The sequence below is a fragment of the Thermogutta terrifontis genome (assembly GCF_002277955.1).
In the GTDB taxonomy this organism is placed as follows: Bacteria; Planctomycetota; Planctomycetia; order Pirellulales; family Thermoguttaceae; genus Thermogutta; species Thermogutta terrifontis.
This window is the reverse complement of record NZ_CP018477.1, coordinates 4,616,700-4,643,670: the sequence shown is the minus strand read 5'-3', so window position 1 is coordinate 4,643,670 and position 26,971 is coordinate 4,616,700. Positions and strand designations below refer to the sequence as shown.

The 26,971-nt window shown below is 57.2% G+C and carries 19 protein-coding genes and 1 CRISPR repeat array; of the genes, 3 read left to right on the top strand and 16 right to left on the bottom strand.

Going from position 1 to position 26,971, the window contains the following annotated elements; all coding sequences use genetic code 11:
* Positions 1 to 233 precede the first annotated feature (233 nt).
* Positions 234 to 1,502, top strand: coding sequence for an N-acetylglucosamine-6-phosphate deacetylase (locus THTE_RS17185; protein ID WP_207651735.1), 1,269 nt, complete (start codon positions 234 to 236; stop codon positions 1,500 to 1,502).
* Positions 1,503 to 1,518: 16 nt separating this feature from the next.
* On the opposite strand, the gene THTE_RS17180 is transcribed toward THTE_RS17185, so the two are convergent.
* The 3 genes from THTE_RS17180 to rpsU form a co-directional block, all read right to left on the bottom strand.
* A complete protein-coding gene (locus THTE_RS17180) occupies positions 1,519 to 1,887 on the bottom strand; it encodes a tetratricopeptide repeat protein (protein ID WP_157732206.1) in 369 nt (122 codons plus the stop codon).
* Between the two features lie 399 nt (positions 1,888 to 2,286).
* A complete protein-coding gene (locus THTE_RS17175) occupies positions 2,287 to 4,518 on the bottom strand; it encodes a hypothetical protein (RefSeq protein ID WP_095416596.1) in 2,232 nt (743 codons plus the stop codon).
* A gap of 208 nt (positions 4,519 to 4,726) precedes the next feature.
* A complete protein-coding gene (gene rpsU / locus THTE_RS17170) occupies positions 4,727 to 4,927 on the bottom strand; it encodes a 30S ribosomal protein S21 (RefSeq protein WP_095416595.1) in 201 nt (66 codons plus the stop codon).
* 465 nt (positions 4,928 to 5,392) lie between these two features.
* Here rpsU and THTE_RS17165 point away from each other — a divergent pair, with 465 nt between their 5' ends.
* Complete coding sequence (locus THTE_RS17165) at positions 5,393 to 5,653, top strand: hypothetical protein (RefSeq protein WP_095416594.1); 261 nt, start codon at positions 5,393 to 5,395, stop codon at positions 5,651 to 5,653.
* A 450-nt stretch (positions 5,654 to 6,103) separates the two neighbouring features.
* Positions 6,104 to 8,911, top strand: coding sequence for a glycoside hydrolase family 99-like domain-containing protein (locus THTE_RS17160; RefSeq protein ID WP_157732205.1), 2,808 nt, complete (start codon positions 6,104 to 6,106; stop codon positions 8,909 to 8,911).
* Positions 8,912 to 8,956: 45 nt separating this feature from the next.
* Here THTE_RS17160 and THTE_RS17155 read toward each other — a convergent pair whose 3' ends face one another.
* From THTE_RS17155 to THTE_RS17095, 13 genes are all read right to left on the bottom strand, one after another.
* Positions 8,957 to 9,337, bottom strand: coding sequence for a 4a-hydroxytetrahydrobiopterin dehydratase (locus THTE_RS17155; protein WP_095416592.1), 381 nt, complete (start codon positions 9,335 to 9,337; stop codon positions 8,957 to 8,959).
* Between the two features lie 1,152 nt (positions 9,338 to 10,489).
* A CRISPR array of direct repeats spans positions 10,490 to 12,963; the repeat unit is 30 nt; unit sequence GTTTCAATCCCAACTTGGTTCGATTAAGAC.
* A gap of 375 nt (positions 12,964 to 13,338) precedes the next feature.
* A complete protein-coding gene (cas6, locus tag THTE_RS17150) occupies positions 13,339 to 14,082 on the bottom strand; it encodes a CRISPR-associated endoribonuclease Cas6 (protein WP_095416591.1) in 744 nt (247 codons plus the stop codon).
* Between the two features lie 23 nt (positions 14,083 to 14,105).
* The gene (gene cas2 / locus THTE_RS17145) at positions 14,106 to 14,369 is read right to left on the bottom strand and encodes a CRISPR-associated endonuclease Cas2 (RefSeq protein WP_095416590.1); all 264 of its coding nucleotides are present in this window, start codon (positions 14,367 to 14,369) and stop codon (positions 14,106 to 14,108) included.
* Between the two features lie 2 nt (positions 14,370 to 14,371).
* On the bottom strand, positions 14,372 to 15,382 hold the full coding sequence (gene cas1b / locus THTE_RS17140) for a type I-B CRISPR-associated endonuclease Cas1b (RefSeq protein ID WP_095416940.1): 1,011 nt from the start codon (positions 15,380 to 15,382) through the stop codon (positions 14,372 to 14,374).
* A 75-nt stretch (positions 15,383 to 15,457) separates the two neighbouring features.
* Positions 15,458 to 16,009, bottom strand: a complete 552-nt coding sequence (gene cas4 / locus THTE_RS17135) for a CRISPR-associated protein Cas4 (protein WP_095416589.1) — start codon at positions 16,007 to 16,009, stop codon at positions 15,458 to 15,460.
* The gene (locus tag THTE_RS17130; RefSeq protein ID WP_095416588.1) at positions 16,006 to 18,198 is read right to left on the bottom strand and encodes a CRISPR-associated helicase/endonuclease Cas3; all 2,193 of its coding nucleotides are present in this window, start codon (positions 18,196 to 18,198) and stop codon (positions 16,006 to 16,008) included. Before THTE_RS17130 ends, cas4 begins: the two co-directional genes overlap by 4 nt.
* Positions 18,162 to 18,896: a CRISPR-associated protein Cas5 gene (gene cas5 / locus THTE_RS17125; RefSeq protein ID WP_095416587.1), complete on the bottom strand. Its 735-nt coding sequence runs from the start codon at positions 18,894 to 18,896 to the stop codon at positions 18,162 to 18,164. The genes THTE_RS17130 and cas5 overlap by 37 nt, the downstream gene beginning before the upstream one ends.
* Positions 18,881 to 19,849 carry a type I-B CRISPR-associated protein Cas7/Cst2/DevR gene (gene cas7i / locus THTE_RS17120; RefSeq protein ID WP_095416586.1) on the bottom strand — a complete coding sequence of 323 codons (969 nt, stop codon included), beginning with the start codon at positions 19,847 to 19,849 and terminating at the stop codon, positions 18,881 to 18,883. The genes cas5 and cas7i overlap by 16 nt, the downstream gene beginning before the upstream one ends.
* Entirely contained in the window at positions 19,846 to 21,456 is a 1,611-nt protein-coding gene (locus THTE_RS17115; RefSeq protein WP_207651734.1) for a hypothetical protein, read from the bottom strand. Before THTE_RS17115 ends, cas7i begins: the two co-directional genes overlap by 4 nt.
* Positions 21,457 to 21,814: 358 nt before the next feature.
* A complete protein-coding gene (locus tag THTE_RS17110) occupies positions 21,815 to 23,281 on the bottom strand; it encodes a Ni/Fe hydrogenase subunit alpha (protein WP_095416585.1) in 1,467 nt (488 codons plus the stop codon).
* A gap of 97 nt (positions 23,282 to 23,378) precedes the next feature.
* Complete coding sequence (locus THTE_RS17105) at positions 23,379 to 24,371, bottom strand: NADH-quinone oxidoreductase subunit B family protein (protein WP_095416584.1); 993 nt, start codon at positions 24,369 to 24,371, stop codon at positions 23,379 to 23,381.
* Positions 24,368 to 24,865: a hydrogenase iron-sulfur subunit gene (locus tag THTE_RS17100; RefSeq protein ID WP_095416583.1), complete on the bottom strand. Its 498-nt coding sequence runs from the start codon at positions 24,863 to 24,865 to the stop codon at positions 24,368 to 24,370. Before THTE_RS17100 ends, THTE_RS17105 begins: the two co-directional genes overlap by 4 nt.
* A 78-nt stretch (positions 24,866 to 24,943) precedes the next feature.
* Complete coding sequence (locus THTE_RS17095; protein WP_095416582.1) at positions 24,944 to 26,968, bottom strand: CoB--CoM heterodisulfide reductase iron-sulfur subunit A family protein; 2,025 nt, start codon at positions 26,966 to 26,968, stop codon at positions 24,944 to 24,946.
* Positions 26,969 to 26,971: the final 3 nt, after the last annotated feature.

The window sequence follows — 26,971 nt, the reverse complement described above, 5'->3', positions numbered from 1 at the left end:
CGCTACCATAAAAACATGGAAATCAGCCCGTTGCATTGTTCCCATAGGGCGTGAATGATAGGACTTGCAAACGGTGTGCAGGACGGGTGGCCGGTCGGGGTGGAATTCGACCCTCCGTTTGCCCATTGGATGGACGCGTTCGACGGCGTCCCATGACCCTGGCTTTCTACATCCGAAGGAACCGACCGCCTGTCCAGCATTGACCCGGGATTGTAGCAGGATGGAATGAACGCATGAGCATGGCAGATTCAACCGAACGGATTGTCGCGCGAGATGTTGTGTCGGGTGGCATCGTGGCCCTCACGATCAAGGAGGATCGCATCGTCTCCCTGGAACGCGAAACCGCCGGGTCCCGAGAAGTATCGGATGACCGGTTACCGTGGATTGCCCCCGGTCTCTGCGACATTCAGGTGAACGGCTACGGCGGCCATGATTTCACGGCTCCCGACGTTTCGCCTGAAGACGTCTGGGCCGTGGCGGAAAAGATGTTCACGACCGGCGTGACGCGGTTTCTCCCGACCATCACCACCCACAGTCGGGAAGTAATGATCAACGCCGTTCGGACCATCGCTCAGGCTGTGAACGAATATCCACCTTTGGCCCGGGCGATTCCCGGCATCCACCTGGAAGGCCCCTACATCAGCCCCGAGGATGGCCCACGTGGCGCCCATCCCCGAGAACACGTTCGTCCGCCAGATTGGGAAGAGTTCTGCCAGTTGCAGGAAGCCGCCACCGGTCTCATCCGCTTGATCACCCTTTCGCCCGAGTATCCCGAAGCTGTGCCTTTCATCGAAAGGGCCGTGGCCAACGGAGTGATCGTCGCCATCGGACATACCGCTGCAACGGCTAGGCAACTGGAAGACGCAGTGTTGGCGGGTGCTCAACTCAGCACGCATTTGGGGAACGGTTGTCACCTCATGCTGCCGAGGCATCCCAATTATCTTTGGTATCAGCTTGCCGAGGACCGGCTCTGGGCGAGCTTCATCTTCGATGGCCACCACCTGCCGCAAGACTTTATGATTGTGGCCCTTCGGGCCAAGGGGATCACGAGGTCCATTCTTGTCAGCGATGTAACTGCTCTGGCCGGTATGCCAGCAGGGATTTATCGGACTCCTCTCGGGGAAGTCGAAATGCTTCCCGAAGGACGGCTTGTAGTGGCTGGGCAGCGGCAACTCCTTGCGGGTGCCGCGCAACCCGTCATTACCGGGATCGTCAACGCCATCCGTTTGACCGGTTGCACTGTGGCCGACGCGTTTCGGATGGCCTCGGTCAATCCCCGAGCCCTGCTGGGGCTGCCGCCTGCCGTTTTTCAGGTGGGCGCATGCCCGGAGTTCATCCTTTTTGAATTGACTGACGATCTCGTCAATGACCAACTTTTTCCGAGATCAGAGCGCACAAAAAAAGCCGCTTCATGGGTGGAAAGCGGCATGGTTCGGATTGAAGATCAACCGGTTTTGAGAATTCAGCGAGTTTATTTCCAGGGCGAACGCTATCCGCGGTAAGGGAACGTCGTGCTCCTCACACTTCGCCTCCGGTGGGGAAAAAGTACTGCCGCGGGTAAGCGCCCCGGGCGCGTCCCAGCACCTGGATAGCGCGAACGGTGTCTCCCGCCTGCCGGAGACACTGACTGAGCGTGTACCAGGCGAGGCGATCGTGGGGAGGTGGGAATACCTGAGCGGCCCGCTCGAAGGCCGCTGCCGCATCCAGGTAACGGCCTTGAGAAGCCAGAATCTGCCCTTTGAACATGCTGACCGGCCCCTCCCACGGGCCAAGATCCTCGATTTCCAGGCACTGGAGTGCCTGATCCACCAGACCCAATTCGAGGTAGCCCGCAGCCTCCCGTAAGCGCCTCGTCACCAGAATCGTTCGCCGCTGTTCAGGAGTCATTCCGCGTGGCCTCCACCCGTTTTTCACTACGCGTTGCGAAGGACCATTCGGAACCTGCAGAAACCTCCCAAATTCACTTGCAAGCAAACCTTGTGCCATTGGTGCAGTAACGCGATGTCTGTCGTAACTTGTCTCTCATTAATATGTTACGACCAGGAAATCTGACCGGATCGCCGGACGGTTCTCCGCATTAACCGGCAATCTGTGTCAGAATGGCAGCCTGCACAACCACTATCCAGTGGGTTAATACCCACTTCCTATGGTATAGACGCTTGGCTGCGGCCCCCTGATGGTCTACGTATATGTGGTGGGGTGATATGACACGGACGTGGGATGCTCGCTTCGCGTTGGGGTACCGAAGAGTGTGTTCCGCTGCGGGAAACAACCGCGGAAAAGTCCTCACGGACTTCTCCTGTAAGCCGGGAGAGATCCGATGGCGTCCTCGATTTCCCGGACGATTGCCCGGGTGCGTTCGCCGAAAAACCCGCCGTACTCGCGGATCATCCGCGGGAAGGAAATTTCCTCCGGATACCGTGACAGCGGGGGGACATAGGCCGGCAGTGTGAAGTTCTCAGCCAACTCCGCGAGGGAAATTCTCCCGCTCTGGACTGCCTCGGCGAAGACAACACCCGCGTAATCCGCGGCGAGGTCGGTAAAACTGAAACCGGAGTCCCCCTGTGCATCTCGCCATTCTTTGGCCAGGCCCAGGCTTCGAGCGGGTCCTGCTCCCAACAGGTCAGTCAAGGCCGCAGACACACCGAAGTGCTGGGCCCAGTCGTGTCGGCCTTCAATTGTCGGCAGGGGTATTCGCGCCAACCGACGCTGTCGCTCTGCCTCAGTCTCCAGTTTCGCCCAGACAACTCCCAGCCCCGGTTGCTCCCGCAGAAAAATCGAATCATCTACGAGGACTGCCAGGGCTCTCAGAAACGCGGAGCGCTGCGTGGCGCTTTGGGCAGGAATTTGCTGAGCCACTTCCGCCGCTTTTCGAACGAGCATCTCCATCACAGCGTCCCCCATCGGCCGAGGGCCACTGACCGGTACGGCCGCCGGATCCCATTCTGCCACCACAGCCTGGATCACCCAGCGGGCGGCAGCCAGCGATTCTTCCGGTGGGGCTGGCGGAGGAAAGACATCGGTCGACCCTGTTGGCGGCGTGGAGGCAGTGCCCGTTTTTTCCCTTGCCTCCCTGCCGGATTGATGTTCCTGAGGAGTTGTCGGTCTTTCCAATCCCGCCGTTGCTTCGGGCGTCGCCGGCTTTATGGAAGATCTCGTTTCTCCCGGCGGTTCAGGCGCGGGAGCTCCGTGAGCCAGATCAACTGCCGGAGACCTCGTCGGGGGCTGATCGGAGGACTCTCGCAGATCTCCGGAAGGAGTATCGTCCGTGGCTTGGCCGGGTTCGACGCCCGCCACCAAAGGCGCCTGCTGGCGCGACACCTGCTCCAGCCGTTCTATCAGGAGTGAGGCGGTCTCGTCCGATTCCTCCGCCGCTACCAGGGCGCGATAGCAGAAAAGGAGGCTGCCTCTGGTGTGCTCGGAGAAATCTTCCCAGCGTGTTTTCCTTTGGAGAAGTTCACCCGCCACCATGTTCATGACGAGCGTGTTGACAGGATCGAATCCTAACAGGAATTGCCGATCCCGTGCCCGGCGGTTTTCCAATTTGGGTCGCATGAGGGAATCCGTATCCGCGATATGGACCGCACCGAACACGTGGCCCAGTTCGTGGAGAAGCATCTCCACCCGCTCTGTCTCTGTGATTGCGGGGCCATGTTCGCGGAGCAGGATGTGGCGACTGAACGGCCCGGCGCAAGTCCCCAAGGTTGCCGCTTGTTTCTGGCTCGCCCATTGGGACGCAAAGCCAATCGCCAGCGTGCCGGGGAGGGGATCCACCGTGGTTACGAACTGCTGATAACCGTCCTCCAGTGAGGCCAATTTGTCATTTGATCGCCATGTTTCTGCCGCGACAACGTTTAGCTGGATCGGGCAGAATCGGCCAAGGATGTCGTTGACCGCGGCAATGCGTGCCCGAAGCCGAGCTTCCCATATCCGTCGGGCCGCCGGCTCTTCGTCGTCCACAAGAATCTTGACGGGCACCAGGAGCTTCCGAGGGCGAAGATTTGGCTCCCAGACAACTCCCAGGGACGTGTATCCGCCGGTGATGAATTGGGTCATCGCTTGCTGGTCGAGGGCCGAAGAGGCTGTGGTTAAAACCCGTGCGAGGGCAGAGGGGTCACTCTGAGGGGTGACCACCGCCATCTGGAACGTTGGCTTTTCAGGCTGACCCACCACGTACAGAATCCCCAGGCTGCCCGGACCGATGACTTCCTCGCATCGAGACGAAGTGGCGGTCGGTGGCAACTGCCCGGTCGCCGAAATCCGGCACGTTTCCCTGAGCACGAGGGTGGCCATCGTCCGCGGTGGAAAAATAGCCGTTAAAACACCTTCCCCCGTGGCATCCTGGACCGTCACTTGGCCTGGAAAAGGGGCAAGATTCGCCACGACCGCCGGGCTCGGCTGAGGATTGGAGACACCGGCTTCACGGGCAGGCAGCTCAGATGGGTAAAACAATGCAAGCGCCAGGCAACCGGCGGAGAAGAGAATATGCCACTTCCACGAACGAATACAGGCATTCATGAACGCTGGGTCAGGCTGGCGAAAAATTGGCAAATTGGGTCAGTCGAGCGCTATTCGGCATAACAGCCAGAGGGCAACTGCCATTATAAACAGAACGCGGCGGGGAAATGCAGAAATTCCCCCGCCGACGGCCGAAGTTACCAGTTATGCCGCCGATCCGCGTGAAATCGTATCGATTCTCAGCTATTCGCGAGGCAGGCGAGGTAACTCACCGACCCATCATGAGCATCCTCGCCCGGCGGGCACGCCGCTCCGCCCGCAACCGTGCCCGGCGCCGGATTTCACTGGGCTTTTCGTAGTATTCCCGGCGCCGCATCTCCCTTTTGATTCCCGCTCGTTCTACCAGCTTACGAAACCGACGAACAGCTTCTTGAATCGACTCGCCTTCACGCAGGATCAGTTTGACCACCCGGTAACCTCCTTTCTATCAAAAACGAACACCAACAGCCTTTGGCAACCATCCCAAACCACAGAAAAACACCAGAGCGGGTCAACCAAGCGCTGGTCGTCCCGCATATCAATTATTTATCCCGGACAGAAGGCCCCTTGTGGGCATTTGTCGAGCGGGAACCATTTTTGAGGGCTACGCCCCAGCCACATCCAGCTTTGATGGTAGCCGCCCACGAGGGTCTTGTCCAGCAGCCCCGCTAGGAGAATACGCTCGAATATTCTTCCCTCGACTTTGGGGAAAAATGCCGCCAATCTGTGGGTTACCTGACGATGATGTTCCTATTTTTTGTTGCTTGCGCATTTTTCTCAATCCGCATGACCGTAATTTCAGTGTCTCTTTCGATCATCGGACTTTCCCCCTGACGATTTTTACCGTTGCTGACGAGACGAAGCACCAGACGGCTCCGAGATGAAGGGGACGCCCATGATTCGTTCCAATACGGCCCTGTCGCGCTCGCAGGGCATTCTGGCGCAGCTTGGCGGCTCTCTGACGGTGGATGAGCAATTACGGCTTCTCGAATCGCTGGACGAACGCCATGACGAAGTCTTGCGGATGATCGACGAGCTGGAATCGCGTGTTTCGTCCCTTCTGAATACCTGGGCGAGAAAAAACGCCGCCGGGGATCCCGCACAGGAACAGAAGGAAGTATCCAGGCGGGCGACCATCCCTGGGCAGAACGCTTGAGCTCGCGACGCAAAGCTTCAGGTGTCACGTCCGCCTTTCCGAGGGACCTGCTTGTCAGGTCCGTTTCTCCGAGGGACCCGCTCGTCAGGTCCGCTTGTCGGAGGGACGTGCCTGTCACGTCCGTTTGTCGGAGGGACGTGCTTGTCACGTCCGCTCCCTGATGTTGGATTATCCATTGTTATTCCCCGGGCACGACAAGCGTGCCCCTCCGAACGATTTCTTCGGAGGGACCTGCTTGTCAGGTCTGCCGAGTAACGTTGGATCATCCATTTCCTCTCACCCGGCGGACAAGCGTGCCTCTCCGGGGTTCGTCGAACGCCGCGGAAGACGCCCCTCTTCGCGATTCTTTGCCTCGCTGCAACCATGCTGTTAAAATGGGACCGCGCAACCGAATGTTCTTTGTCAAAAACACCGAGCAGACAGCCCGGGCTTTTTCTTTGGAGTTCCACCATGATGGCAGTTCGGTGTGCGCGCTGGCTTTTCACGATCCTTTCGCTGGGAAGTTTGGTTATTGCTTCGGGAGTTTCTGCCGCGAATGGCGAGGAGGTGTTGCGGGAATGGAATTTCGATGAGCCGGGCAATCTGCAGGGCTGGAGCCCGGGAGGGCATCTCCGGGACACGCAGGTGGCAGAGGGCGTCTTGCGCACCACAGTGGTGGACTGGGATCCAATCCTCGTCCACGAGGTTTTCGATCCGCCATTGGCGACAACCCCCACTCAGGTCATCGAAATTCGGTTGTGGGCCCCACGCGATGGAACCGCCGAGTTCTTCTGGACCAACACCACCAAAACGCAATATGGCGGTTTTTCCCCCGAAAAACACACCCCGTTTCACGTCAGCGCCGGTTGGCATACCTACCGCGTTCGTCCATTCTGGCAGGCCGAGGGGCAACTCCTGCGTCTGCGGTTTGATCTTCCCGGTCTGCAAGGGGGCCAGGAGCCCGCGGAATATCGCATCGACTTTATTCACATTATTGAACTCGGTTCAAGGGCACAACCGGTCGCTCCCGATTGGACCTTCCGCGACAACCCGGCGGGCTGGAGCATTGAGGGTGACGGCAAATTGTGGGTGGATGAGGACGGACTTCACGTCGTTCTGCCACCCGGTTCCCGTCTGGTCGCGCCGCCCGTCGAGGTTACCGAGGTGATGGCCTTCGCCGCATTCCAGATGGCTGTGGAGGAGCCAGGGATGGCTCGGCTGATCTGGGCATCGGGCAAAGTCAACGGCCTTCAGTCGCAGGAGTTTCCTTTAACTCCGGGAAAGGCCCCGCGGGTTTACAATGTCCCGCTCGCCGGCGCCAAAGGCTGGCAACCACCCATCGTTTACCTGGGGCTCGAAGCGACCGCCGAGAAGCCCGTCCATCTCCGCATCAGATGGTTTAAGCTGACTGAGGAACCAGCGGGACCCGCCGACCTGGAAATAAGAAACTTTTTCATCAAATCGGCACTCCCCCGGGTGGGACAGACATGCGACGTTGTCGCCCAGATCACCAACCGCGGCGGTGAAATGGTCCCTGCCGTTCGCGCCAAACTTATCCTTCCTGATGGTGTGGAGCTTACAGAACCTGCATCCGCAGAACAGGCGACTGGACCTATCGACTACGGCGATATGCGATCACTTGTCTGGCGGGTGAAGAGCCATCGCGAAGGCGAGTGCCGGCTGAAACTTCTCGTCACCCACCCCGTTGCGCTGCAATCAGAGTGCGTGGAGACGTTTCTGCCGGAGCTGCACCTTCCGAAAGCGGAATACGTTCCGCCCCCGCAGCCGATCCGTGGGCCATATGAAGTGGGCGTTTACTATTTTCCCGGTTGGGGGCGTCCAGCCTCGTGGCTTCCGCTGGTGACGTTTCCTGAACGCCGGCCGGTGCTAGGCTTTTACCGAGAAGGACTCCCCGAGGTGATCGACTGGCAAATCAAGTGGGCCGTGGAACACGGGATCACTTTTTTCTGTTACGACTGGTACTGGCGACAGGGAGAGCAGCGGCTCAATCATGCCCTTCATGACGGCTACCTCCAATCCCGGTATCGCAACCTTCTCAAGTTTTGCCTGCTCTGGGCGAATCACTTCGGTCCCGGTGAACACAGCGCGGAGGATAACCGACGCGTGTGCCAATACTGGATAGAAAATTATTTCCGGCGTCCCGAATATTTTAAAATTGACGGCCGGCCGTTGCTCGTGATCTTTTCTGTTCATTCCCTCAAACGGGACTTGGGGATCGAGGGAACGCGTCAGGCCATCGATCTGTGGCACCGCATGACGGAGGAGGCGGGCGTGGGGAAGATTCTTGTGGCGGGATGCGGCACCCCCGGCGTCCTCAAGGAAATGAAGGAGATGGGATTTGATGCCGTCACCGGGTACAACTGGCCTTCATGCGGGATCGAGGGCCGAAGTTGGGTGCCCTTTGCCGAAGTCGCGCGAAACTACAACACGCTCTGGTGGCGGCCGCTTGCCGAGGCCGGACTCATGCCGGTGATCACGCCTGTGAGTGCGGGCTGGGATTCCCGTCCGTGGCACGGGGATCGGGCCCTCGTCCTCACTGATTGCACGCCAGAAGCGTTTGAGGCCCACCTCCGCCAGGCCAAACAATTTGTGGATGAGACGGGTCAACCCAAAGTGCTCCTCGTTGAGGCCTGGAACGAGTTTGGCGAGGGTTCTTTCTGCGAACCGCACAAGAAATATGGATTCGGCCACCTGGAAGCCATCCGCCGCGTTTTCTGTCCCGACAGCCCCGCGCCACGGAATTTCGGTCCGGAGGACGTGGGCTTGCCGTTGCCGGAATTCACCACTGTGGAGGAACCACCGGTTCGCACCGAGTGGGACTTCGTCACAGCCGGTGACACCGAAGGCTGGTCGGCGATGATGGGACTGACACCCCCTGTCGTGAAAGAGGGCTGCCTTACTACCCAATCCACCAGCGATGACCCAGCCCTGCAAACGACAACCAAACTGCGGGCAAGCGAGTTTTCCGGGATGGAAATCCGAATGGCGATTCGCTCTCCGAAGGCTCGCGACATCCTGCAGATTTTCTGGTGTCCGCCCAATGCCCCCTTCCGCGAGGAGGCCAGCGCGAAAGTCGAGGTGGTCACGGATGGGCAGCTTCACACCTATCGCCTGGATCTTGCGGGACATCCTCTATGGCGTGGAATGGTCACGGAGCTACGGCTCGACCCGTGCACAACCTCCAATGCGGAAATCCGCCTCGACTCACTGAAGTTCATACGCTCCAGTCCAAAGATCCCGAATGAAACGCGGGAGTGACCGATCCGCCGCTCTGATGGCCGGCTGGTGAACTTGGAGACGGCTTCACGAAATCCCGAGCGTGCGGGCGAGTTCATCGATCCGGCTGGCCAGGTGAAAGTCGGCTTGCGTTAAACCTCCCGCGGAGTGTGTCCAGATTTCAATCCGCACGTGGCGGTAGCGCTCGAGATGCAAATCGGGATGATGGTCCAGCGATTCAGCAATCTCTCCCACCTGATTGAAAAATTTCAGGGCAGAAACGAAATCCGCCATCCGCCACTGCCTTTTAATCCGCTGGGCCGACTCGTCGAGTTCCCAACCATCAAGCTGATTCAGAAGGGCCTGGGCCTCGGATAACTCCAACCTTATGGGCTGGCCCCGACACGGCGAACAGCTCGGGGCAGCCGATTCCGCGTTCTTCCGCTGGGTTTGATTCGGTTCGACCATGATGAGCACTCCATTTATGGATTGAACAGGTGCGAGATCGCGGCCAACGCCGTTTACTGGGCGCCCGGTGTGCTTTTTTCATAATAGGGGAGAATCCCCGAACGGCAATTGTCGTGTCAAATTGCCGAGGAAGAAAAAGAAGATGGTGACTCTGGGACTGGACCCACCGTGCTGTCCGTTCCACAACCGTGCGGATGGGATTTCCATGCACTTTCTCGCTTTTTGGGATGCCTTCAGCGAAGCTCGCCCGAATGGATCATCCTTCTGTGATGCCCGACAGGTATCTTAACCATCTGCTGTCCGCCGGTAGGGTCAATTCATGAATTGCCCGTACAACGTCGTATGGCCCCGCTTGTCAGGTCCGCTTCTCGGAGGGACCCGCTCGTCGGGTCCGCTTTTTCGGAGGGACCTGCTTGTCAGGTCCGTGTCTCGGAGGGACGTGCCTGTCACGTGCGCTTCATGATGTTGGATTATCCATTGTTATTCCCCGGGCACGACAAGCGTGCCTCACCGAACGGTCTCTCGGAGGGACCCGCTTGTCGGGTCCGCCGACTAACGTTGGATCATCCATTGCCTTTGCCGGGGGACTGAAGTCCCGCGCGGAAAGCGGGGCTAAAGCCCCGCACTCCATGGAGTGCGGCGATTCATCGCCGCTTTTTGGTGAAGGCTTTAGCCTTCACCAGCTTAGCGCTTGCGGTGTCTCGCCGCGAACACAGAAGCTGGTCACTAGTAGGGGCAATTCATGAATTGCCCGTACCGTCAACTTGGAAGGCTAGTTCGAATCGGGTTGGAACGGCAGTGTGGACGAGAAAGAACGGGCGCCCACCGGGCATGAACTTCTGATCGACGTTATGCGTCCCCGGCCGCGATGCTTACCATTCGCTATTCACCATTCGCCATTCGCCCCTTTATTCGTTTCAATCCCAACTTGGTTCTATTTGTTTTGGCGAGTAGCGAATGGCGAATGGCGAGTGGTGAAAGTGGACAATCGGTTTTTCAGTAGACCGCCGATTGTCTCCGCAAACGCGATTGTTTTCTGTTTTCAGTTCCAAGCTATCTGACGGCTCACGACTAACGAGCGCTGCGCATCTCCGTTCGACGCACACCAGGAATACTACTCGCGACTCGCTACTCGCCACTCGCTTTTAACTCGTTTCAATCCCAACTTGGTTCGATTAAGACTGGCGGCTTCGGCCGCGATAGGCCCAACCCGGCCAGGCCCTGTTTCAATCCCAACTTGGTTCGATTAAGACTTCTTGTTGCTTATCTATCATGATAGTTTCTCAGTTAGTTTCAATCCCAACTTGGTTCGATTAAGACCTGGAAAGGCCATTGGTGGTAATACACTTTTCCAGGTTTCAATCCCAACTTGGTTCGATTAAGACTTCAAGCACCCAGTCCCCAGCTTGTGCTCGTGCTTAAAAGTTTCAATCCCAACTTGGTTCGATTAAGACCCAGAGAAGATGTACTTGGCTTGGCTTCCGTGGCAGGTTTCAATCCCAACTTGGTTCGATTAAGACTCAAGCACGGTGGGAAGCCAACTGAACTTTCTAACAGTTTCAATCCCAACTTGGTTCGATTAAGACGGTGTCCAGGAAGCCACATTCGGTACTGTCGGCGGTGTTTCAATCCCAACTTGGTTCGATTAAGACAGCCGGAGGCCGCGGCCGGCCCGCGCAGCCGCCCCGGTTTCAATCCCAACTTGGTTCGATTAAGACGTGTGGGAAACAAAAAACCCCGTTATTACTATTTTAAGTTTCAATCCCAACTTGGTTCGATTAAGACTTCCTCGTCAAGGACGACGAGGACTGGGAGGCGCTTGTAAGTTTCAATCCCAACTTGGTTCGATTAAGACAGCCGCTCATCGAGTTCGCGTGCGAGGAGCTGAATCTATGTTTCAATCCCAACTTGGTTCGATTAAGACGCAGCTCAGGGCGGGATCGCGGCAGCCCAAACGTTGCGTTTCAATCCCAACTTGGTTCGATTAAGACTGCTGTCGCGAAGCTGCGTGACGGCGCATCGCAGTTTGAGGTTTCAATCCCAACTTGGTTCGATTAAGACAGTCGCTTCCACCTTTTCCTTGTTCAGCCTGGCGACTGTTTCAATCCCAACTTGGTTCGATTAAGACCACACCTGGACGTTGCTCACAATATCGAACAATCGTTGTTTCAATCCCAACTTGGTTCGATTGAGACAACTTTTTTTATAAGCTCATCACACAGAGCGCTATGGTTTCAATCCCAACTTGGTTCGATTAAGACAAAAGCTTGATGGAGAAATTTACAGGACGGATGGTTGTTTCAATCCCAACTTGGTTCGATTAAGACACGTACAAGGTACAGCGTGTTGGTGGTTAGCTAGAGCAAGTTTCAATCCCAACTTGGTTCGATTAAGACTCAAGCTCAGGGACAACTAGCCAGTTCAGCAGTTTGCGTTTCAATCCCAACTTGGTTCGATTAAGACACGTTGCTACGAATCAACTCGCATGTCGTTCGTGTGTTTCAATCCCAACTTGGTTCGATTAAGACGAAAAATTTGGCGCCAAACAGTTGGCGCCAAATAATCCGTTTCAATCCCAACTTGGTTCGATTAAGACCCGGTGCCCGGACGGTGCCGTCCACACTGTATCCCGGTTTCAATCCCAACTTGGTTCGATTAAGACTTGGATATTTTCACGCACGTGTGGAGCGTGAAAATGCAACTGTTTCAATCCCAACTTGGTTCGATTAAGACGGGCATATTCAGGAATGCTAGCATATCCGCAACACGGTTTCAATCCCAACTTGGTTCGATTAAGACGTGGTTTTGGAGGCGAAGACGGGGGCTTTTTCGCTATTACAAGTTTCAATCCCAACTTGGTTCGATTAAGACGTCGAGAACCAAGTCCTCGACCAGGTAGTGGCTCACTTCCGTTTCAATCCCAACTTGGTTCGATTAAGACTGTCAACGTTGGAAGGGTCGGCTATTTGCTCATGCTCCGGTTTCAATCCCAACTTGGTTCGATTAAGACAACAGTGCGAAAGAGACACGTGATGAGCGCAAAAAAAAGTTTCAATCCCAACTTGGTTCGATTAAGACGGATGCAGCATCCTTCTTTAAAGGGGATTATTCCTCGTTTCAATCCCAACTTGGTTCGATTAAGACGTTGTTGCGATGCCTACCAAACAGTTGTGTGAAGGCCGTTTCAATCCCAACTTGGTTCGATTAAGACCTGGCAGACAGGAAACAGGAAACCGGATTCGATCATCCAAAGTTTCAATCCCAACTTGGTTCGATTAAGACGTGAACTTGGCATCTAGCATAAGGAGCGCGCAGATGAGAGGTTTCAATCCCAACTTGGTTCGATTAAGACATGATTCCAGCGAGAGCATGAAAGAATCGCAAAAAGAAGCGTTTCAATCCCAACTTGGTTCGATTAAGACGGAAAAAAATAAACCTTCACGCTTGACAATAAACCTGTTTCAATCCCAACTTGGTTCGATTAAGACTTATTTTTGTATCCTCCTGACATTCATGTGTTGATGTCTTGTTTCAATCCCAACTTGGTTCGATTAAGACTGATTGTAAGATTGGAACCTTTGAAAAGGGCGATTTAAGTTTCAATCCCAACTTGGTTCGATTAAGACCCTCCCCGGAAAGCCGATGTTTTCCGGGCTTTCCACCCTCCCTCCACCCCCTGTTTTGCAGTCGATCGCCGGTCGTGCGAAATTCCCAGGAGATCGACTGCAACTAAGCGTACAAACCGACACAAACCCTGTCAACCCCCACAAGTGGATGGTATGCGGTACATCGAACAAAAGGGCTGGTGAGGCTCACCCCTCGTGTGAGGGGAAAAGGGGCCGAGTCCGGCCCACCCGCCGGCTGGTACCCGGTAAACGGTACGCCCGACCATCAGATCGGTATTTCGGCCGAGGGGCTCACTCCGGCGTGTCGCCACGTCAGGGAGGAGACGCTTACTGAATGGCAGCGCCAAGGGGCGAATTGCTGGGGTCTGGGGGCTTTTAGAATGCTTTTTGCCGGCAGGCAAGCATCCCAAAGCCCTGGGCGTTACGTTCACCCAATCCGGCTTCGTAGGCTACGCGGATTAATTCGGGCGGGCCGCTCAGGAGGAACTCCCCTTCCCAGCCGCGGATGGAGCCGCCATGGAGCTGGAAGAGGCGGCTGCGGAGGCGACCGGGCTGAATGGCGAGAGAATTGGCCGGGGCATTGATCCCCAGCAGGGAGGCCTTGCGCTGGAGGTTGTCGCGGATGACGCGGACGAAATCGGGTTGGTCGGGGGAGAGGAAGATTTTCTGGGGACCGTCAGGGCCATCCTGGCATGTGGAGACCACGACGGGGGAGAGGGTGTAGAAGGTGGTTGGGTGGGAGAAATCCGGGAGGTCTTCGACCTGGACGCGTTCGATGATGAGGGTTTGTTGTCCCAGGCGGACATACGGTCGGCCGAAGAGTCCCCCCACGAGGCTTTGCACGATGGGGTCGAGGGGAGAGGAAATCCACCAGCGGAGTGGGGGATCGAGAAAGACGCTGTCGGTTGCGGCCTTGGCAAATGTGCCGCGGAGGTGAGAGAAGACGATGAGTTTGTAGGAGTGTCCCTGGTAGACGAATCCCACGTCGTGGAGGAGTCGGGCGAGTTTGCGGTCGTTGGCGCGGAGCCAGCGGAAGAGGAGGCCTTGGAGCTGAGCGGGGTAGTGCCAGGGGAGGGGGATGGACTTTTGCAGGGAGTTAAAGGTGATGCGCACCCGCATGGTTTGGTCCCCTTTGGATCAGGCTACAGGACGGTATCGAGGTTGGTTTTTTCCACGCCAACGACACGGCGTGTGCACCATCGGCGTTCCGGGATCTGGTAGATATAGACGCTGTCCTGATCGCGATTGATGATACGGCGGAGGCCGGCGGTCATTTCTTCGATTTGATGTTCCGTGAGTTCGCCTTCGAAAGCACTGTTCTGGACCCAATTCAGATAGCGTCGCAGGTAGCGGCAAATTTTGCCGACGCGTCGCTGTTCGACATCATAAACGACAATAGTGTACATGGTTACCACCAGGCTTTGAAGGATTCGTAGGGTTCCATATCCAGGAGGTGGCGAACGAGTTTGTAGGCCTCCAGGCGGAGGAGGCGGCGGTACGAGACAGATCGTTTGAGTTTGCGGTGCTGGACGGTTTCGCTGAGTTGTTTTTCGAATTCGCGGACCCAGATTTTTCGGCCTTCTTCGTTGAGATAGACGCCCCGGGCGTTGCCCACGGATTCAAAGTGCTTGTCGGTGATCATGCGTTTGTTCCACAGTCGGAAGATGAGTCGGTCCACAATGAGCGGTTTGAAGATTTCGGCGAGGTCCAGGGCGAGAGAGAATCGGCGGGTGGAGGGTTCATGGAGGTAACTGATCGTGGGGTTGAGCTGGGTGACATAAAGTTCTGTGAGGACCGCTGTGTAGAGCATCGTGTTTCCGAAGGAAATGAGGGCATTGATGGGGTTATTGGGTGGTCGGCGGACACGTTTTTCAAAGGGTTCGGGCAAATTCATGATGAGGGTGAAGGCCTGATAGTAGGTGTCGCGTGCCCGGCCTTCCAGGCCCATCAGGGAGGGAATATCGGGGGCGTCGTCAATCTGGGCGGCCAGGGCGTCGACGGTGGCGATGATGTCGGCCAGGTCTTTACCGCGATTTTGGTAATAGCGGAGGTTGTGCAGGATGTGAAAAAGGGCGCCCTTGATAAACTGACGGGCAAGGAATAAACGGCGATTGGAATCGAGGAAAGCCTCGACCTGGCGGACGAGGAGATCGCCGCTCACGTTGCGTTCGCGGGGATAGAAACTGCCTACATAAAACCCGTGGTAATTGAAGCAGTGGGCGGTGATCTGTCTTTGGCCGAGAAAGCGGAGAAGCTTGGTATTCAGATCGATTTCTCCGAACAGGTAGATGTCGCGGACATTCTCCACGGGGAGAGGGTGTTTTTGGCTGTCGCCGTTGTTTGAGGGAGATTCGAGATAAAGGGTGTTGTGCTTTCGCCGGAGTCGTCCACTGCGGAAGATGTAGTAGGTTTCGGCCATTGCATTTGTCCTCGGTTCGAGACGTGTTTCCATCAAATCGCTCGGCGGTTGGTTGCGTTCGGTGCTTGCATCTCCTTATCCCCAGCAGAGCTCGGCGTACGCGCAACGGAGGCAATAGGATTGAAACGCCACATCTGGGGGCCGGGGTGAATTTTCAATTTCCCGAATATTCCGCAGGGCTTCGGCGAGCTTGGCCTCCAGGTCGGGAGTGAGGCGGACTTCTTCGCGGCGGCGGTCGCGGGGAAAGCGGAGTTCGCCGACCAGATCGCCGGCGCCCAGATGTTTGAGATAAAGCAGATAATACGCCACCTGGAGCCGTGCGGCGTCGGAGAATTTTCGGGAGTATTTCACTTCCAGGACTTTTTCTTGGCCCTCCAGGACATCCAGGCGAATGAGGTTGTCAATGAGAACGTCGCGTCGCGGTAGGTTGCGGTAGCTTTCCCGATGCAAAAGACGGTCCAGGGCGACGCGATCGAAAGTGTGTTCCATCGTGATACCCTTGGAGAAAAACCAGAGTTTTCTTGGGCAAATGGCCCAGTAGTTGACCTTCGTGCCGTTGACGCGGAGAAGGTCCAGTTCTTCCTCAGAGAGGGCTCGCGGCGTTATGCCAGTGATGTGACGTGTCATTCGATGATTACTCCGCCTGATGGAGGAGAACTTTCATCAGGTAATACGAGTCCCTCGTCGAAGGAATAACAGAGATTGGCGATGAGGAGGTTGAGGTCGCGGTCGGGGGTGAAGTGGTCGCGGAATATTTTGATCCAGTGGATGGGAACGGGGACGAGAAGTTCCGGTAGCCGCGAGTGTCGCTTTTTCTCCACGAGTTGGTAGGCTTCGTCCACGAACTCGGCGGGGAGGACGTCGATGGAGATGGTGCCGCGTCGGGCGGTGAAACGGCCGGCCAGTTCCGGATCGGAAAGATCGATGGTGCAGCAGCCAAGCATGTGCTGGATTTCGTCCACGGTTTGAGCGCCGGCCTGGATTTCGTCGTTCCAATCCGGAGAAGCGATGATTTGATCATAGAGCTGGGCGACGATTTGTCGCAGTTCGGCGTCGGTGGGCCTGGGCGAAAGGGATTGGAGTAGTTCGTGGCTCCAGGCGAGGATCTGCCGTCCATAGATCCGCTCGGTCCCCTGGGAGGGTGCCTGATAGACTATCACCGGTGCGGGCGGCTTGCTGCCATAGCGGTTGACGCGGCCAAGGCGCTGGACAAGGGCGTCCAGCGGGGCGATTTCGGTGAGCATGGCCTCGTAGGAGATGTCCAGGCTGACCTCGACGACCTGAGTGGAGACGAGGATGGATCCCGGGCTGGGGCTGGTGATGTGCTTTTCCTTGAGGCGACGATCCCGAAGGCAGAAGCGGGAATGGAGAAGGGTGAGCTGACGATCGTCGCACTGGGGCTTCAGGCGGCGGAAGATCTGCTGGGCATCGCGGACCGTGTTGGCGACGATGAGGACGGAACGTCCTTCCGCGGCGAGGCGAAGGGCGTGATCGACACCGTCTTCGACCAGCGTGCCCGAGGTACAGGCGACCTGGTGGCGCCGTTTGGCCCAGAGTTCCGGTTCTGCTTCCACGAGCTGGCCAGTGGGGAAAAGCTGGAGGAGGCTATCGGGCAGGGTGGCGCTGGCCAGTGCGAGGCGCTGTGGCGGCTCTTTTTCCAGGGCCCTGCGGAGCAACCCGAGGGTGTACGGCTCATAGGCGTGGATCTCATCGAGGATGACGGCGCTGTGTTGGGCGAGGATGCGACGGATTTCCCAGTGCCGACAGTGGAGATGGGCGAGGAGGAACTGGTCGAGTGTGGCGACGGTAACGGGTTTGGCAAAGACGGAGCCGAAAAGTTGGGCCTCGCGGGGGTCTTCTTCGGACTCTTCGCGGAGAAAATAGGAAGCCCGCCCGTGGGCGAGTCCCACGTTGTTAACACCGAAAATTCTGCGCAGCCGACGCCACATGGCGTTGGTGGTGGCTTGGGTGGGCAAAAGATAGAGGATCCGGGACGCGTTGGAGGCCCAGAGGAGGAGGGCTTCCGTCTTGCCGGAGCCGGTGGGGGCGCGAAGCCAGAGCAGTGGCTGCGCAGTGCTGGCGGCAGCGGCCTGTTGAAAGTGATGAAGCGAACCGGTAAGGCGGGTCGTGTGCTGGCGGACCAGTTCCTCGGTTCGGTCAAGGCAGATGGAGGAGGTATCAGCCTTGCCCGCGGAGGCGAGCCAGTCGGCGAGCTGCAGAACGCACTTGACGGGGGCGAAATTCTCCACGGGTGAAGTTTGTAAAATGCCGCGGAAGGATCTGATTTCCTGGCCAATTTTGTAGCGGCTTTCCAGGATGTGAGCGGGATTATTGAAAAGCAGCGCTCGCTGGAGAAGAGTGTGGGGAGGAACGTTGAGCGGCACGCCGAGGCTGGTCAGAAGCGAGGCAAGGTCACAGAGGAGCGTCTCGATATCCGGGTGAAATTGGGGAGGCCGACAGTCTATGTACGTTCTGTAGAGATTTGGTGACAAGGGGGAATGATGCGAGAGGACAGCAGCGGTGGCTTCATACTGCTGAAGTGAGATGCCCAGGTGACGGTTGACGGCATTTTCCACCAGCAGGGCGAAGGGTAAGGCGGTGAGGGCGTGGGGAAAAGCGTGGGAAGTCTTTCCGAGGAGATAGTCCTGGAAATCGGGGGTGGCTTTCCCCACGTCATGGAGCGCCGCGGCCAGAAGGGCCTTGGTTTTGAGCGGAGGGGAAAGTTGAAGACGGTCGGCGAGCTGGACCGCCAGATCAACCACTGCCCGGAGATGTTCGATTAAGAGGGTATCTGGTTTGGCGAGGAGTTGAGCCATACGAAGTTCTGCCCCGCGCACTGTAAAGGAGCGAGATTTGGAACCTCTATTTGGACGCCCGGCGGCAGGAAACTGAAAAACTGGAGTTTTTGGGGATGGCGGACGCCCTTTTTATCGACTTCAAAGGAAACGGGAAGGCGTTCCACGAGCGGTGGTTCGAAAGCCGTGCCCGGGGCCAGCGCGGGCTTGAGCCGGGGAATCTTGCGGATATCGCAGGGAAGGACGGTACCGCCGAAGACCGAGTCGCCGGCTTCCGCGTGGCAAAGCGTGACGTCCTCGACAAACATCAGCTCGTCATCCCGGCCCAGGGAGAGTGGAAACACGGGATCGCGAAACGCCCTGGCGAGCTCCTCCAACTGGGATGTGGTTCCACCGTAGGCGAGTTTGTAACGAACGTAAAAGAGGAGTTCGCGAAAGTAGGGCGAGCGCTCTCCGAGTTTTCCGCTGATGATTTTGAGAACGGTCCACATATCCCTGGCTTTGCCGGGCGGCTCGTCCATCCAGGTGGAGACCCGCAAGTCGCTCCATCCGGCTTGAGGATCCCACAATTCGCGATCCGGCAGCCCGAGCGCCGCACCGGCGATCCCCAGCAAGGTGGTCGGGGGTGGAAGCGGGAGGGTCCGCTGGTAGTTATGGTCGAGCGGTCGCCGGAAAGAGGCCACCGGCGCCGAGACACTGACGATCAGGACTGGCTCCATAGCGTTTCCACATCTTTCTTGGCCTGGTTGATTGCCTCGTGCGTGCTGAGCACTTCGCCATAATTCTGGAGGGTCTGTTTGACTTCTTCGGCATTTCCGAAGACATCGTCTTCCAGGCCGAAGATCAGTTTTTCGCAGCGGCCTTCAAACTTTTTGAGTGCGGCGATGATGGGCGCCGTGTGCAGGAGGTATTTGCCGTTTTCGTACTCGGCGGAAAGGGCTTCCAGAAACACGGGATGTTTCACGGACAGACGGGCATAGGCCAGGAATTTGGGGGAGAGATCGGCCAGCATGCGGGCGGTGCGGCCTCCACCCCAGAGGATGTTGAAGGCTTCCAGGAGGGCCTGGAGGCGCTTGCGTCGCTCCTCAGCGGGCAGGACTTTTTCGATGCGTCCGTTTCCTGAGTTTCTTTCCTCGAGTTGGGTGGGGGCCTTTTTCACGTCCACTTCCAGGTTGCGGAACACACCGACCCGATCCAGCTCCACGAGCACGCTGCCTTTGAACAGGTTGGCGTAAAGTTCGGTTTCGAACATATTCCCGCCGCTTTCCATCTTTTGTCCGAACTTTTCGAACGAGCGGGTGCCGAGATCACGATCGCCCTGGAAGGGGAACAAACCCACGGCGGCCGAGACGCGGACAGGGGAAGTCCGCCGCCAACCGCCCGACGGATCGAGGTAGCCGAAGAGATCCTCATCCGGAAACTCCCAGGGACGAACCGGCGGCGTCACCTGCTGGCCGCTGACCTGGCAGAACGGTTCCGAGAGCGGATATCCCAGCTCTTCCAGACGATCACGGAGCATCCGGCGCAGGGCCTGACCGGAGATATAGGGCAGGGTGCTTCCATCGGGCAGGGTCACTTTCTTGGTGACCATCACGTTCCCTTCGTTATGGGAAGCGTTGATGTTGGCAGCCGACACCTTTGTGAGGTATCCAATGACAATCGCCTTGCTCATGCGTTATCCTCCTGAGTGGTCAAGTCAGAATCATTAGCGTCTTCAGTCGTTTCTTTCCCCTTGCGGAGATAGGCATTCATCGCATAGATGGCGAGGAGGGTTTTCACCCGAACCCAGGGCACACCGGCGATGCGCTCCTGACGCTCGATGCGGAGCAGATCACCGGGCACGGTGATTTGCAGGCGGAACTGGGCGTCATTGAGGACGCGATAGAACTCCTCGGGATTCTTGGCGTTACGAAGGGCATAGAGCAGGCCCATCTCATTTTGTTGGGAAGCCTTCGTGCCGAGCGAATGTCCAAAGCCGGCCAGGACTTTTTGAAATTTCTCATCCATCTGCATGACCTCCGCCAGATAGGGAATCAGCACGTTCAGTGTTCCGTGAAGCAGCCCGCGGGAATGCCTGTCCGATTCTTCAGCGCGGGCACACACATCGAAGAGGAATTGTTCGATGAAGGGTGTGGGGTCAGAGAACTCGAGAATCGCCCAGGCGATTTTGTCCCGCCACAGAGTTTCGTACTTTTGACCCTGCCGGGCATAAAATTGCCCGAAGATTTTTTCCAGACGTTGGTGGGGCTTGTCGTCTTTGAGGTTTAAACCCTGAATGATTTCTATCCATTTTTCATAGAACCGAAACAGACGATGGAGCTGGGAGAATTCGCAGAGCATATTCATTTTGAACGCCTGGCCGGGCTTGCCGGTCACGGCGTAAAGTCGCATGGGCGGCGGACCTGCGAGGGTCTCCGCTCCAAGCAATTCGCTGAGCAATTGCCGCGATTCCTCAGGGAGTTTGTCAGACTCCCGGACGTACTGGAAAAGTGTGAGCAAAAGACCGAGTGTCGTTTCGTGGATGTAGGGACCTTCGAAAGCGCACTCGCAGTTTCCACTTCTTTGACCTTTAAGTTTTAAGTGTTCCAATATCTCTTCATGGAGCCGTCGGAGCTCCGGCATATCCGAGTGGAATATAAAGAAATGGAGCCAATCTCGCCTGCCACGCCAGAGCCACCCCAGATAACCGGCCAGTCCCGCCAGGGCGCAGCAGGCGCAGAGTTTGAGACCGCGTTTGGCTCCCGAGTAGAAGCAGCCGAACTTGCTCGGGTCCACCACGAAGGGAAACATCCACATGGTGGCGTCAGTCACGGGGGCCTCTTGGCCGCAAATGTCACAACGATCCTTCTTTTTCTTGAGATCGAGTTTGAGAGAATATTGGGGAGGCTCGAGGAAAACCAGCTGCTCTTTGCCGTTGATGAGGCGTTTTTCCTTCGGCGGGCTGGGATTGGCCTTGATGAAAAGATTGGTCGGGAAAACCCAGTTTTTCTTGTCGTATTCCTTGAGGGAGTTTGTGGTCTTATCGAAGTATTCCCCTTTATTGCCGGTGGGCTCGACTAACCGATCGACGAGTTCCTGAAGAACGGTGTTGACGTCGTGCGTGCCTGCCCCGAAAAGCTTGAGAAGCATCACGCGACCGGTATCGAACCAGAAGTTGCCCGTCGAAACATCGGCACGGAGTTCGAAACGATCCGCTGACACCGCAGTTTGGGAGGTCGACCTGGACGAGCCTTGTGTTTTGCCAGACCTGCCCACTTTTGTTCCCTTTTTGGCCATCATGTGTCCCTCCGTTTTGATCTGCAGTTTACCACCGGAGCGTGCGATGTCAAGTCGTGGTTTTCTAAAGGATAGTACGAGCAAACACGCGCACGAATAACATCATAGTGTTGCGCTATTGGCGTTGGTGGTTTGACCCGCACCGCGGTAAGCGCCGTCACGCGATTCTGTTTCCGAGAGGAGAACGCGTTTTCATCAGACGAGATGCACCTTAAGCGGTTTGCGGTGCCCGACCGAAGCGTCAGTGTGCTAGGTGACGATGTCTCATAAAAACCATCGGGGAGGCCGGTGGGCCTCCCCGTGGTTTCGAGGACTCTCCGTCGCTGAGCGGCGGAATGAATACATCAAGGAACGACAGGATTTAATCCAGGCACTGGGTGAGGCGTTCCAGCACCGCGCCGTCTGCGTTGCGAATGATCACCTCCAGCGGCATCTGGCCGGGCAGCGTGTGGGTGGCACAACCGAAACACGGGTCGTAGGATCGAAATGCCATTTCCACACGGTTGAGCAGTCCTTCGCGAATCTCAAATCCGTGGATGAGCTTCTGAGCGGCGCGACGGACGGCCATGCAGATCGACGCGTTGTTGTTGGTGGTGCCCACAATGAGATTGGCCTTCACCACCAGACCGCGCTCGTCGGTCACATAATGGTGGGTGAGAGTGCCGCGGGGGGCCTCCACGCAACCGACACCCTCGGTGGGCTTCTCTTTGGGCAGGACGCGATAATCCTTGCCTGTGATGGCAGGGTCAGACGCCAATTCGACCCACCGCTCGGCCGCGTAAAGTAGCTCGATGAGCCGCGCCCAGTGAGTGGCCAGCGTGTGGTGGACAGGTTTTCCACCGAGGACCTCGTAGAACCTCTGGTACTCCTTCTGCGCGAGCGGAGTAGCCATGCCGTCAGCGGCGTTCAGTCGGGAAAGCGGGGTGGCCTGATAGACGCCCGAGTCGGGTCCGTCTACAAAGCCCTTCCAACCGACTTTCTTGAGGTACGGGAATTTCAAATAGGACCAGGGTTCGACCCTTTCCGCGATATATTCGCGGTAATCTCGGGGATGATACTTGGCATGCTCCCTACCGTCGGGCCCCACAACGCGGACCATACCGTCGTAGAAATTGACATGGTTATTCGCATCCACGGTCCCCATGTAGTAGGTCTTCTGAACATACACGTCTCCGGTAATCAGGGAGACGTAATCACTGTTTTTGAGGACCAGTTTGTCGAAGAGGTCGAGGCTGAATTTGGCGAATTCGATGGCCTCGCGACCGGCGGCTTCGATCTCGCGACGCTGCTCTTCGGTAATTCCCTTGCTGACGCCGCCGGGCAGACCCCAGTTGGGATGCACGCGGCGTCCGCCGATCATTTGGATGAGACTGTGGCCCACATGGCGCATCTTAATGACCTGGCCGCCAATCTCCAGACCCACTTTCTTGACCACCCCCAGGATGTTCCGTTCAGCTTTGGGGGCATCCGGGCCGACGACGAAATCCGGTCCGCCGAGGGCATAGAAGTGGGTGGTATGATCGGTGGCGAAGAAAATGCTGTAGAACAGTTCGCGGAGTTTTTTAGCAGTCTCGGGCGGGTCCACATGGAAAACAGCATCCAGGGCCTTGGTGGCCGCCATGTGGTGCGCTTCGGGACAGACGCCGCAGATTCGGGCGGTAAGGTTGGGCATCTCCTCCACCGGCCGACCGACGCAGAATCGCTCGAATCCGCGGAGCTCGGGGATCTGGAGATAGGCGTTGGCCACATCTCCCTTTTCATCGAGAAAGATCTCGATTTTGCCGTGACCTTCCAGCCGCGTGATGGGATCAATCGTTACCCGTTTCATGGCTTCCTCAACCTGGTTATTTTCAGGTTCTGTGCTCGATGTTGGGTTATTAATTCCTGATAGTTTCGGCTTCCGCCGAAACGGGTGGGTCAATCACTCACTGGACAGCACTCGGCGCTGGCAGTTTTCGTTTCCTTCGCAGGAGACTGTGCGCCAGGCTGAACCGGTAAAACGTTCCAACCGGATCGGGAATCCCTTCTTCGATAATCCGCTGGATCTCTGCCGGGTCGTTGGAATCGATGACGGAGGCCAGGGCCGCCATCAACCGCGCGCCGTAATCGACCACGTCCGTGTTCGGCCCGTAACAACCGATGCAGGGAGAGTTGACCCGTGGGCACTTCGCTCCGCAACCGGCGCGGGTTGCCACGCCACAGCAGATGATACCCTGTTCCAGCAGGCAGGTTTCCTCGTCAGGAATGACCTGCCAGGTGCGGTAAAACTTTTTGATCTTCTTTTCCGTGCGTTTGCGCGGGCACTCATCGCAGACTGTTGTGTCCACCCCGATGACCGAGCCTTTAGGCGGGAGCTTGTTCTCCAGGATTGCCACGATGGCGTCCCAGATGCGTTCGGCTTCAGGGGGACAGCCCGGCAGGTAATAGTCCACCTCCACAATCTGATCGAGGGTGAAGACCGTGTCGTAAAAAATCGGCAAATAGAGCTTCCCCTCGGGTACCTCGGTGACGTGTTGGGGGGTCACGTGCTGAGGATTTTCGGTGGATGGGGTGTCCTCATAAACAGTCTGGAAAATCTCTTGCCGCGTGTTTAGATTGGCTAGTCCGGGAATGCAACCCTCTATCGCACAGGATCCAAAGGCCACCAGGACCTTGGACTTACGGCGGAGCAATTTGGCCATGTATTCCTGTTCGCTGGTACGGATGCCTCCGTTGAACAGGCAGACATCGATGGAACCATCTTCCATCTTTTCCACGTCACGGACTTTTCCGTCGGTGGCGCAGGGCCAGAAAACAATATCGAAGTGCTTGGCCACTTCGAGGATTTTTTCATCGATGGCGAGGACGGCGATTTCACATCCGCCGCAGGACGCCGCCCAGTACAGCGCCAGTTTTCCCTTGGCTTGTCCGTCACTCATGGAAGCACCTCCAGCGATTCTTCGTGTTCTTTGGCAATGGCTTCAACGGCATGCAGGCGCTCTCCGTTTTCCTGCCAGTTGGCGGGCCAGTTCAGTGGGCCAAGCTTGCGGATGTCTTCGACAAACTTGTCGATATGCTCGGCAAGCTGCTGACCCTCGGCAGCAGAGGCCCACACGAGCCGGATGCGATCTTCTTCCAGGCCGAGGGCCTTCAGCGTGTGCTTGAGCATGTAGTAGCGCCGCATGGCCTTGTAATTCTGTTCGATATAGTGGCACTCGCCGGGGTGGCATCCAGCGATCATGACGCCGTCTGCTCCCAGGGAAAGTGCCTTGAGCACAAACGCGGGGTCCACTCGCCCGCTGCACATCACGCGGATGATCCGCACATTGGGCGAGTACTTAATTCTGGCCGTGCCCGCCAGGTCTGCCGCCCGGTACGAGCACCAGTTGCACAGGAAGCCCACAATTTTGGGTTCGAAGGTTTCCTCAGCCATGGCTCAATCCTGTTGCTATATGGCGAAATAAATTCAGTATTTTCCGTTTGATTCGCAACGATCGTCTCGCCCGCAAATTCACACGGAAACCGCCTCCGCTTGCTGCTTGGCCTGGCCACCGTTTCCGTGGATCGCATCCCAGAGAATTCCCTCGATCTCGGCAAACACCTGTTCGTTGCTGAAATGGGCGCCGGTGATAGCGCCGGCAGGGCACGCGGCCACGCATGTCCCGCACCCTTTGCACATTGCGGTGATGACCCGGCTGACCTGTTTTTCTTCGTCGAATTCAATCGCGTTGTACGGACACAGGTTATTGCAGATTCGGCAGCCGGAGCATTTTTCCTCGTTGATCGAGGCCACAACCGGCTCGATCATGACGTTGCCCTTGGTGATCATGGCCATCACGCGTGCGGCAGCAGCGGCACCCTGCGCCACCGAAGCCGGGATATCCTTCGGTCCCTGGCAGGCACCGGCCACGAATACGCCGTCGGTCATGGTGGCCACAGGATCGAGCTTGGGATGCCGCTCGGTGTACCAACCGGCCATACTGCACGAGATTCCCAGTTTCAGGCCAAGTTCCTTGGCGTCCGCCTGGGGCTCCAGGGCCCCCATCAAAATGACCATGTCCACGGGAATGCGACGCTGTTTCCCCATCAAAGTATCTTCCACCTGAATGATAAGCTTTCCTGCCTCTTCGGGTCGGCGTGCAGCATCCGTGACCTCCGCGACCTTTCCGCGGACGAAATGCATCCCTTCTTCCAGCAGGCGATGATAGAACTCCTCGTATCCCTTCTGGTTCGTCCGCATGTCGATGTAGAAGGAATACACTTCGGCTTTGGTCTTCTCCAGCACCAGGTGCCCGAATTTTAGTGCTGCCATGCAGCAGATACCCGAGCAATATTCGTTGTGGTTGGAGTCCCGGCTGCCCACGCAATGAATAATGGCCACCGACTGGGGTTCCGTCTTCCCGTCCCGAAGCACAATCTTCCCTCCCGTCGGACCGGCCGCGTTGCAGATCCTTTCAAACTCTAAAGCGGTGAAGACGTTAGCCAGCCTTCCGTAGCCGTACTGCGGAATCCTCCGGCAGTCGAACATTTTCCAGCCGGTGGCCACGATGATGTTGCCGACTTCCAGTTCCAGGAGCTCATCCTGTTGATCGAACTTAATAGCGCCGGTGGGGCAGAGCTTTTCGCACGCCCGGCACTTCTGACGCTCAAAGTAGATGCACGAATTGACATCGATCACGGGGATCCTCGGCACGGCCTGGGGGAATGGAGTGTAAATGGCCTTGCGATAGCCGAGCCCCGCCTCGAAATCTTCGTCCACCACTTTGCGTGGGCATTTTTCCACACAGATACCGCAGCCTGTGCATTTCTCTTCGTCCACGTAGCGGGCCTTTTTGCGTACCTTCACGCGGAAATGCCCCACCGACCCGCTCACCTCTTCTACCTCGGAGTAGGTGAGGAGTGTCACATTGGGGTGCTGTCCCACCTCGGACATCTTCGGTGTCAGGATGCACGCGGAGCAGTCCAACGTGGGGAATGTCTTATCGAACTGGGCCATATGCCCGCCGATGCTGGGGCTGCGCTCCACGAGATACACGGGATAACCGGCGTCGGCCAGTTCCAGGGTAGCCTGAAGTCCCGCGATACCACCTCCGATGACCAGCGTGGCGGGGTTGACCTTCACGAAGAAGGGTTCCAGCGGTTGCTGGCGTTTGACCCGTTCGACGGCGGCAGCCACCAGGGCCTTGGCCTTTTCCGTGGCCTTTGCGCGGTCTCGGGACACCCACGAAACGTGCTCACGGATGTTGGTCATCTGGCAGAGATAGGGGTTGAGGCCTGCGTTCTCGCACGCCCGGCGGAAAGTTTTCTCATGCAGATGGGGCGAGCAGGCTGCCACCACCACTCGGGTCAGTCCCTCCTTCTTGATGTCCTCCTCGATCATCGCCTGACCGAGAGAGGAACACATGAATTTGTAATCCCGGGCGACGACGACGTCTTTGAGGTTGGCACCGGCCCACCGGGCCACCTCTTCCACATCCACCATGCCCGCAATATTGCTTCCACAGTGGCAGACATAAACGCCCACGCGTTCGGCCATGGG